Below are 10,876 nucleotides of genomic sequence, written 5' to 3'. Positions count from 1 at the left end.
ATTATCAAATTATTTTAGGCGATCTGTCCTTCCAGAACCTCTCGCGCTTTGACAATTGCGGCTTCCACTCCATCCGGATTCTTGCCTCCGGCCTGAGCCATATTCGGGCGACCGCCACCGCCGCCGCCGACACATCCGGCAACTGCTTTAATCAGATTGCCTGCATGAGCACCCTTTTCCATCGCTCCTGAAGTCGCCATAGCCATCAGACTGACTTTTCCTTCATTCACAGAAGCAAGAAGGATCACACCTTCACCCAGTTTTTCTTTTAACTGGTCACCAAGATCACGAAGACCATTCATGTCTACGCCCTCCAGTTTTGTTGCAAGAAGTTTCACGCCCTTCACTTCTGTCACCTGATCCATGACATCTCCCATGGCATCTTTTGCAAGCTTGCTCTTCAAACTTTCAACTTCACTCTTAAGTGCTTTATTTTCTCCAAGAAGATGAGTCACCTTCTCTGTCAGATGATCCGGAGTTGCTTTCAGAAGCTTTGCTGCTTCCTGGAGCTTCTTTTCCAGATCCTCATAGTAGTTCATAAGTCCCTTTGCAGTAAGTGCTTCGATTCTTCGTACCCCTGCTGCAACACCTGTCTCAGAAAGGATCTTAAATGCTACGATATCTCCCGTATTAGCGACGTGTGTACCTCCGCAAAATTCGATGGAGAAATCTCCCATACTGACTACTCGTACAATATCGCCGTATTTTTCACCGAAGAGTGCTGCAGCACCCGTCTTTTTCGCTTCTTCAATCGGCATATTTCTGACAACAACCGGAAGGTGATTCTGAATCTCCTGATTCACAATCTCCTCAACTTTTTTCAATTCTTCCTCTGTCAGAGCCGAGAAATGTGTAAAGTCAAATCTGAGTCTATCTGCATTATTCAGAGATCCTGCCTGTTCCACGTGGTTACCGAGAACCATGCGGAGTGCTTTCTGAAGAAGGTGAGTGGCACTGTGGTTATTTGCCGCAAGCGCACGGTTTTCTTTATCTATTTCCAAAGTCACTGTATCACCGACTTTGATCATACCTTTGGTTACATGTCCGATGTGTCCGAATTTTCCTCCAAGAAGCTTTACAACATCCTCTACCTGGAATTCACCGTCTGCAGTCCGGATGACACCTTTGTCTGCTTCCTGCCCACCGCTGGTTGCATAGAATGGGGTCTGCTCCACAAAGATCGTTCCTCGTTCTCCATCCGACAGAGCATCTGCCAGTTCTGTCTCCGTCGTGAGGACTGTTACCCTGGAATCATATACAAGGTTCTCATATCCTACAAATTCTGTCGTTATGGATGGATCTATAGATTCATATACCGTTACGTCAGCACCCATGTAGTTTGTTACTTCACGCGCTTCACGGGCAGTCTTTCTCTGTATTTCCATAGCCGCTTTGAATCCCTCTTCATCCACGGCAAGACCCTTTTCCTCCAGAATCTCTTTGGTAAGATCCAGCGGGAATCCATAGGTATCGTACAGCTTAAATGCTTTATCACCGGAAAGAACAGTTTCTCCTTTCTTGGCCATCTCAGCTTCCAGATCAGACAGGATAGAAAGACCCTGATCGATCGTCTTATTAAACTGCTCTTCTTCTTTTGCAATTACTTTAAAGATAAATTCTTTCTTTTCTTCCAGTTCCGGATACCCGTCTTTGGATCCATCAATTACCGTCTGGGAGAGCTCCACCAGGAATTCTCCCGGAATATTCAGTAATCTTCCGTGACGACACGCACGTCTGAGCAGACGCCGAAGCACGTAGCCTCTTCCTTCATTAGAAGGCATGATTCCATCTGAGATCATAAATGTAACGGAGCGGATGTGATCCGTAATTACACGGAGTGATACATCATTTGCATCTTCTTTTCCATATTCCACACCAGCCAGACGACATACATGATCTCTCAGAGATTTCAGCGTGTCAATGTCAAACATAGAATCCACATCCTGAACGATACATGCAAGACGTTCCAGTCCCATACCGGTATCAATATTCTTCTGCTCAAGCTCTGTATAATTGTTATTTCCATCATTGTCAAACTGGGTAAATACATTGTTCCAGATCTCCATATAACGGTCGCATTCACAACCTACTGTACAGTCCGGACTTCCACAGCCATATTTTTCGCCGCGATCATAATAAACTTCTGAACACGGACCACAAGGACCTGATCCATGCTCCCAGAAGTTATCTTCTTTTCCAAAACGGAAAATGCGCTCTGCCGGAATTCCTATCTCTTTATTCCAGATCTCCCACGCCTCATCATCATCTTCATATACAGACGGATACAGCCTGTCAGGATCCAGTCCTACTACCTCCGTCAGAAATTCCCATGTCCAGGCGATTGCTTCATGTTTAAAATAATCTCCGAAAGAAAAATTACCAAGCATCTCAAAAAATGTACCGTGTCTTGCTGTTTTTCCTACATTCTCGATATCACCGGTACGAATACATTTCTGACAGGTGGTAACTCTTCTTCTCGGCGGAATCTCCTGTCCTGTAAAATATGGTTTTAAAGGTGCCATTCCTGAATTGATCAGCAACAGACTCTTATCATTGTGCGGCACCAGTGAGAAACTTTTCATTGCAAGATGTTCTTTGCTCTCAAAGAATTCCAGGAACATTCTTCTTAATTCATTTACTCCGTATTTCTGCATAATCTCCTCCTGCTCTCCTTTATCTAAACGGTCCTGTTATATAATAACATTGATTTTGTCAATACTGACTTTTAATTATAAAGAGAAACAGGCGGTTTGTCAACGTTCCGCCTGCTTCTTTACCACTCTTTATCTTCGGATTTTATTTCAGTTCAATCTCTTCGAGTTCCTTTGGCGGAAGTGATTTTGTTGAACCTGCAACAAATTCTTTTACCTTTTTCTGTGCCTTTGGAACTTCAATGTTGGTTCCGGCTCCGGCTACACAACCGCCCGGGCAGCCCATTCCTTCGATCAGACAACCATTCATCCTTCCGACTTTCGCCATGGAAAGAATCTTCTTACATTCTGCAAGGCCCTCTGCATGTTCGATCTTTACTTCTACATCCGGATAATATTCCTTCACACATCTTTCGATGGCGGATGCAACACCACCGGCAACGGCATAACCACGTCCTGCACCTGTTGCATTATGGAAAGAAGATTCTGCTTCGTATTCTGTAAGATCGATATCCTTCGCATCAAACATTGCCTGGAGTTCTTCAAATGTAATGACAAAGTCTACATCACTTCGAACCGTTCTTCTCATGGCTTCCAGCTTCTTGGCAGCACATGGTCCGATAAATACTACTTTTGCGTTCGGGTGCTCTTTTTTGATCGTACGCGCAGTCGCTACCATCGGTGTCAGCTCTTCAGATACCTGATCGATCATATCCGGGAAATACTTCTTTGCAAGCATTGCCCATGAAGGACAGCATGAAGTCAGGAGGAACGGAAGTTCTCCGGTCGCAACCTTCTTCACATAATGGTGAGCCTCTGCGATCGCTCCGATGTCTGCGCCAAGTGCAACCTCATAGAACTCGGAAAATCCAAGCTCCTGAAGTGCTGCCTTTAAGTTTCTTGGTGTAATATTATCCCCAAACTGTCCCGCAAATGCCGGCGCGATCTCTGCAACAATCTGATCCCCCTCAGACAATGCTCTTGCAAGCTGAAATACCTGAGACTTGTCAGAGATAGCTCCAAACGGACAGCTGACCATACACATACCACAGGAAACACACTTGTCACTGTTAATCTGTGCACGCCCACACTTATCAGTTTCAATCGCATTTACACCACACGCCTTTGCACATGGACGCTCTTTTTTGGAGATTGCATCATAAGGACATGCATTCTTACATTTACCACATTTAATACATTTACTCTGATCTATGTAGGATTTTCCGTTAACCATGGAAATAGCGCCCTTTGGACAGACCTCCATACAAGGATGTGCCAGGCAGCCTTTACACATGTTACTGACTTCATATCCTTTTTCTTCGCAACGTGCGCAAGCAGACGGAATTACCTGCATAAGCGGCGGTTCATAATATTTGTCGGAAATGTTACTTGCTTCCACACCTGCAGTAAGATGAACCGGCTTATTTTCCGGACGGAGAGAAAGACCCATTGCCAGTCTTAACCTTTCTCTTACAACAGCACGTGCACGATATATACTGTCTCGATACTGCTCCGCATCCTCATTCACGATCTTGTATGGAATTGCTTCCATATCATCACATAATGTTTCTGCATTTGCCTTAAATCCCAGTCTTGCTACTTCTTCAAATACTTTTCTTCTCAGCTTTCTGACCGTTGTGTCCAACCCTCTCATCATGAGACGCATTCCTCCTGAATTATATTATATTTCTTCTATTTTTTAATATAAATTTTTGTTAAAGAAATGTCAACCAGTTTGTTTGTTCTCTTTTACATACAATTTATAAGAGATAGATGTTATGTTCCCTGCAGATGTCCCGCATCTCTTTCGGCCAGAGACTCGCCTGTACTTCTCCGACATGTGCGCGGTCCAGAAGCAGCATACACAGTCTGGACTGTCCGATTCCACCGCCAATCGTATATGGAAGTTCTCCATTCAGAAGCATCTTATGATATGGCAGATTACTTCGCTCTTCACATCCTGCTTTCTTCAGCTGTTCCTCCAGAGACTTTTCGTCCACACGAATTCCCATACTGGATATCTCCAGTGCACAGTTCAGATTTTCAAACCAGAACAGGATATCACCGTTTAACTGCCAGTCATCATAATCCGGTGCACGTCCGTCATGCGGCTTTCCACTTGCAAGCTTATCACCAATCTGCATCAAAAATACACAGCCATATTCCTTTGTGATCAGGTTCTCTCTCTCCTTCGGTGTCTTATCCGGATACCGGTTTTCCAGTTCCTGAGATGTAATAAAAAATATGTCATCCGGAAGTATTTTCACTGCCTGTGGATATTTATACCACACTTCATGCTGCATATGCTTGATAATCTTAAATATTCTGCGAACCGTATCCTTTAAGGTGTCAACCGTCCGCTCTTCTTTTGTGATAACTTTCTCCCAGTCCCACTGATCCACATAACAGGAGTGCAGGTTATCAAGTTCCTCATCCCGGCGGATCGCATTCATATTGGTATACAGTCCCTCTCCCGGTGCAAATCCGTACTCATAAAGTGCCATTCTCTTCCATTTTGCCAGAGACTGTACAACTTCCACCGTTTCCTGTGGCATTCCTGCGATATCAAACTGAACCGGTCGTTCTACCCCATTCAGGTTATCGTTGAGACCACTGCTCTTTTCGACAAACAGTGGCGCAGAGATACGCTCCAGATTCATTTCCCTTCCGAATTCTTTCTGAAAAGTATCACGAATATACTTAATTGCTCCCTGTGTTTCTCGCACGCTCAGGCGTGGATCATAATTCTCTGGTAATATTAATTCCATGTTTTTCTCCTCTTATATATTCTTCCTTATTAACAAATGTGAAATTGTATCATGATTATTCTGCAAATACACTCTGCGCATAATATACGGACTGCATCGCATCTTTTCCATAAAAATCTGCCCCGATCATATCCGCGTATTCCTGATTCAGCACAGCTCCGCCGACCATCACTTTACAGTCCGGCTTGCGTTCTCTTAAAAGCCGGATCGTTTCCTCCATACTCACAACCGTCGTAGTCATCAGTGCACTCAGACCAACCAGACGGATATCTTCCTTAATCGCCGTATCTACGATTGTCTCCGGAGGAACATCTTTTCCAAGATCAAACACATCAAAACTGTAATTTTCCATCAATACTTTAACGATATTCTTTCCAATATCATGAATATCTCCCTTGACAGTAGCCAGAACCACTCTATTCTTTTTCTGCAGATTATCTCCGCTCTTTGCCAGCTGCTCTTTCAAAACTGAAAATGCAATCTTGGCTGCATCCGCACTCATTAAAAGCTGTGGAAGGAACACCGTTCCCTTTTCAAAGCCTTTTCCCACTTCATCCAACGCAGGAATCAGGTACTGATTAATAATATCAAGCGGTTCCATTTCACCCAGAAGTTTTCTGGTCGTGTGATGAGCCTCTTCTTTGAGTCCTTTTTCAATTGCTTCTTTCAAAGTAATCTCTGCCTTCCTGCTGACAGGAGCCGATGATGTCTGATTGCCGTACTGATGGATGTACGCTTCGCAGTTTTCATCATAATTCATAAGCGCACAGAATGAATAATAAGAACGCATCATATCCTCGGAAGACGGATTGATGATTCCGGCGCTCAATCCATTCTGCATCGCCATCGTATAAAAATTAGAATTAATTGCAGGGCGATAAGGAAGACCGAAGGATATATTAGACACTCCGAGTACCGTGCATACTCCATAGGTTTCACGAACTCCTTTTAATGCATCCAGTGTAATCTTCGCACCATCTGCCTCGGAACTGATTGTCATTGTAAGTACATCTATTACAATATCCTTTTTATCAATTCCATACTTTTTCGCTTCTTCAATAATCTTTCCGGCTACTTTTATTCTGCCCTCCGCCGTCTTCGGAATACCGTCTTCATCGAGTGTAAGACCTACCACAACACCTCCGTAGCGCTGTATCAGTGGGAATACCGCATCCATGCTTTCCTGTTTTCCATTGACGGAGTTGATCATCGGTTTTCCATTATAGATACGCATAGCAGCTTCCATTGCCTGTATATCAACGGTATCAATCTGAAGCGGAAGACTGGTAACACTCTGCAATTCTGTCACAACTTCCCGCATCATCTCCACTTCATCAATATCCGGAAGACCGACATTAACATCGAGAATATGCGCACCCTTATCCTGCTGCGTAATTCCTTCTTTCAGGATATAATCAATATCATGATTTTTCAGTGCCTGCTTAAACAGCTTCTTGCCGGTCGGATTAATACGCTCTCCGATGATTTTTGGTTCTTTTCCAAGTACCACTGCCTGACCGTAAGAAGATACAATCGTAAGATCTTTTTTCACCGGCGGTATCACCGACATACCTCTGGTATTTTGAACCATCGCACGAATATGATCCGGCGTTGTTCCACAGCATCCTCCGATAACACACGCACCGGAAGTGACAATTTCTTTCATCAGCTCTGCAAACTCTTCCGGTCTTACATCATAATACACTTCTCCATCTTTCTGCTTTGGAAGACCCGCATTAGGCTTTACGATGATTGGTACAGAAGTATATTTCATCAATTCCTGCAGGATCGGCATCATCTGTTTTGGTCCCATTCCACAGTTGATACCCAATGCATCCACGCGAAGTCCTTCCAGCATGGCTGTCACCGATGGAACATCTCCACCGGTCAAAAGCTTCCCCTTTTCATCAAATATCAAGGTTGCAAATACCGGAAGGCCAGTGTTCTCTTTCGCTGCCAGAACTGCAGCTTTCACTTCATAGCTGTCGCTCATGGTCTCTATATGAATCAGATCCGCTCCTGCCTCTTCTCCATATATCATGGTTTCTTTAAAAGCTTCATATGCTTCTTCAAAAGATAGATCTCCCATCGGCTTCAAGAGTTTGCCGGTAGGTCCCACATCCAGCGCTGTATATACTTTTCTTCCATCGTGAACTCCGAGAAGCGCTGCTTTTTTTACGTGTGATATGGCAGCAGTTACAATCTCTTTCAAAGAATAATCTGAATTATGAAACTTAATTGCATTTGCACCAAATGTATTGGAAAGAACAATGTCACTTCCCGCTTCAAAATATTGTCGATGTATCTCGACTATCTCATCTGCATGTTCCAGATTCCACGTCTCCGGAAGTTCTCCCGGCTTCAGTCCTCTTTCCTGCAGGAGCGTTCCCATACCTCCATCAAAATACAATAATTCTTTTCCCAGTCGATCCAATATCATTCGTACTTTACCTCCGATAAATGCAGTCTTTCTTATCACATGATTCACAGCCCTTTTTATGACAGGACGTCTGCAGACGACTGAGTCCGATCACTGCAGTAACTGATTTCGACGGCGTCAGCATACTGCTGTCTGTCATGGTAAGTCCGATCGTCTTTGCTGTATCCAGCATTCGCAGGATCATCTCCTGGTGTTCAATAGAAAAATCTCCATATCCGGGACTGAACCTTGGCCGAAGATAATATCCTGCTTTTTCCTGCTCTGTCTCTTCTTTTTCCTGCCATACATCCAGATACTCTTCCAGCATAGCTGCTGCACAGGCCTGCAGGACGACAACACGCGCCATATCAGATAGCGCATATTTCCGCAAAAGCATGTCAACCTTCGCTCCCAGTGTAGCTCCCAACACAATCACTTTCTCACATCCGGAAAGATTTTTTCCCAGATTTCGGCTGTTGATATTCATTTTCCCAATTATTATATGCCCATCTGCCTGAAATTCCAAGTCAAAAATGCGATAGATGATTCTTTCGCATGCCGATTCTTCCAGCTCTTTAAAAGAACTTTCCACCAGCGCAAGCGTATGCTCATCTACCGCATGTCTTCCATATCCCAGGTAACGAACGGCTTCTCTTGTTCTAGCATCCATTCCTGTGTCCTCTTTATTTTACAATATCTGAAAGATTATGCATAATTGCTTCTGCAACTTCTGGTTTGTTCATGGAATAAATATGTACATGATTGATTCCATTCGCAATCAAATCAATAATCTGATCCGTTGCATAAGCAATTCCGGCCTGCTGCATTGCTTTCGGATCATCTCCGAACCGATCTACGATCGCGCGGAAACGCTCCGGAAGCACTGTACCGGACATTCCCAGAATTCGTTCCATCTGTTTGGCATTGGTGACCGGCATGATCCCGGGAAGTACTGGTATCGTGATTCCCTTCTCTCTAATCCGATACAAAAAATTATAAAGGATATTGTTGTCAAAAAACATCTGAGTTGTCAGAAAATCCACACCACAATCGACTTTATGCTTTAAATATATAATATCTTCTTTTTTATGCTCTGATTCCACATGTCCCTCCGGATAGCATGCCGCACCAATGCAAAAGTCTCCCTGACTCTTAATATCTGTAATCAGTTCACTGGCATAACGATAATGGTTTGGGATCGGAAACTCTCCATCCTTTGGAATATCTCCCCGAAGTGCCAGAATATTCTCAATTCCCTGCTTTTTAAGTTCATCTATAACATGATGAACCTCTTCTTTTGTCGAAGATACACAAGTCAGATGTGCAAGACTCGTTACTCCAAATTGTTTCTTGATATGCGATGCGATCCGCACTGTATTTTTACTGGTTCCTCCCCCGGCACCATAAGTAACACTCATGTAAGACGGCCGCAATGCCGCAATTTTCTCTGTTGCCTGCAGCACACTGTCATATGCGGCATCCGTTTTCGGCGGAAATACTTCAAAGGATATATGAGGTGTTTCCTGTTTTAATATGTCTCTGATCTTCATGTCAGTCTCCTCATTACATGTTGTCATACAGTTCCTCATACTGCTTTGCGGAATTCGTCCATGAAAAATCTCTGCTCATTGCACGCTCTGCAATCTTGTTCCAGTCACGTTTTTTATTATAAAAAACGCTTTGTGCATAACGAACTGTTCCGAGCATCTCATGTGCATTATAATTCGCAAAGCTGAATCCCGTTCCTGTCTTTTCAAATTCATTGTAAGCTTCCACAGTATCTTTCAGGCCACCGGTCTCACGGACAATCGGAACAGTTCCGTAACGAAGACTCATCAGCTGACTCAGACCGCATGGTTCAAAAAGTGACGGCATCAGAAATGCGTCACAAGACGCATAGATCTTATGGGACATCGCCTCGGAATAATAGATATTGGCAGATACCTTGCCCTGATACTTCCATTCAAAGTGACGGAACATGTTCTCATACTGTGTTTCTCCGGTTCCCAACACAACAAGCTGTATATCATCCTGACAAAGTTCATCCATCACATATGCCACCAGATCGAATCCCTTCTGGTCTGTCAGGCGGGAAACAATACCGATCATCATGGTCTTCTGGTTCTGCTCCAGATTCAGTTCCTTCTGCAGTGCAATCTTATTTTTAATCTTTTCCTTACGGAAATTACTTACATCATAATTCTTCGTAATATACTCATCTGTTGACGGATCAAAATCTTTATAATCAATTCCGTTTACAATTCCAGACAGACAGTTGGAACGTGCATTCATCAGACCATCCAGTCTTTCGCCGTAAAATGGTGTCTTAATCTCCTCTGCATAAGAATTGCTTACCGTCGTAATTCGATCCGCGTACACAATTCCGCCCTTCAGGAAATTCGCATCTCTATATGCTTCCAGCTTGTCCGGAGCAAAATAATACTGCGGGAGTCCCGTAATATCTCTGACTTTCTGTGTATCCCATGTACCCTGGAACTTCAGATTGTGAATTGTCATAACCGTCTTGATTCCACGGTAGTATTCGTCTCCAAATCGGAAATTATCCAGGAAAACCGGAACCAGACCGGTCTGCCAGTCATGACAATGTATGATGTCAGGACGAAAATCTATCACTGGCAGCGCACATAATACTGCTTTTGAGAAGAATGCAAATTTTTCAATATCTGTATACATCTCCCCGTAAGGTGCAGGTCCATTAAAATAATACTCATTATCAATAAAGTAAAACTTAATCCCATCATATTCCGTTTCCAGAATTCCTACATATTGTTTTCTCCAGTTGAGATCCATATAAAAATGCGTGTTGTATTCGAGTTTGTCTTTCCACACTTCCTTCATACACATATATTTCGGCAGCATGACACGCACATCATACTTTTCTTTATCAAAATATTTCGGCAATGAACCTACAACATCTGCAAGACCTCCTGTTTTAATAAAAGGTACTGCTTCCGACGCTGCAAATAATATTTTTTTCATCACTTTTCCTCCCAACCTCATAAATATATGCATATTAT

At 43.4% G+C, this 10,876-nt stretch carries 7 protein-coding genes; all 7 read right to left on the bottom strand.

Annotated elements, in window-relative coordinates:
• Nucleotides 1-14: 14 nt before the first annotated feature.
• The 7 genes from alaS to glgA all read right to left on the bottom strand — a co-directional run bounded on the left by alaS (nt 15) and on the right by glgA (nt 10,838).
• Nucleotides 15-2,654 (bottom strand): alanine--tRNA ligase, encoded by a 2,640-nt coding sequence (gene alaS / locus JQM82_RS12425; RefSeq protein ID WP_235250664.1) that lies wholly within the window; start codon nt 2,652-2,654, stop codon nt 15-17.
• Between the two features lie 142 nt (nt 2,655-2,796).
• A complete protein-coding gene (locus JQM82_RS12420; protein WP_235250663.1) occupies nt 2,797-4,308 on the bottom strand; it encodes a 4Fe-4S dicluster domain-containing protein in 1,512 nt (503 codons plus the stop codon).
• 103 nt (nt 4,309-4,411) lie between these two features.
• Nucleotides 4,412-5,419, bottom strand: a complete 1,008-nt coding sequence (asnA, locus tag JQM82_RS12415) for an aspartate--ammonia ligase (protein WP_235250661.1) — start codon at nt 5,417-5,419, stop codon at nt 4,412-4,414.
• 55 nt (nt 5,420-5,474) lie between these two features.
• Nucleotides 5,475-7,859, bottom strand: coding sequence for a homocysteine S-methyltransferase family protein (locus tag JQM82_RS12410; RefSeq protein WP_235250665.1), 2,385 nt, complete (start codon nt 7,857-7,859; stop codon nt 5,475-5,477).
• A 7-nt stretch (nt 7,860-7,866) separates the two neighbouring features.
• Nucleotides 7,867-8,508: a vitamin B12 dependent-methionine synthase activation domain-containing protein gene (locus tag JQM82_RS12405; RefSeq protein WP_235250660.1), complete on the bottom strand. Its 642-nt coding sequence runs from the start codon at nt 8,506-8,508 to the stop codon at nt 7,867-7,869.
• Nucleotides 8,509-8,521: 13 nt separating this feature from the next.
• Nucleotides 8,522-9,388, bottom strand: a complete 867-nt coding sequence (gene metF, locus JQM82_RS12400) for a methylenetetrahydrofolate reductase [NAD(P)H] (protein WP_235250659.1) — start codon at nt 9,386-9,388, stop codon at nt 8,522-8,524.
• Nucleotides 9,389-9,401: 13 nt separating this feature from the next.
• The gene (gene glgA / locus JQM82_RS12395) at nt 9,402-10,838 is read right to left on the bottom strand and encodes a glycogen synthase GlgA (RefSeq protein ID WP_235250658.1); all 1,437 of its coding nucleotides are present in this window, start codon (nt 10,836-10,838) and stop codon (nt 9,402-9,404) included.
• Between the last annotated feature and the right edge of the window lie 38 nt (nt 10,839-10,876).

The organism is Faecalicatena contorta (assembly GCF_021531995.1).
GTDB lineage: Bacteria > Bacillota > Clostridia > Lachnospirales > Lachnospiraceae > Dorea_A > Dorea_A contorta_A.
The sequence above is the reverse complement of the archived record's forward strand: the minus strand, read 5'-3'. Positions and strand labels throughout refer to the sequence as shown.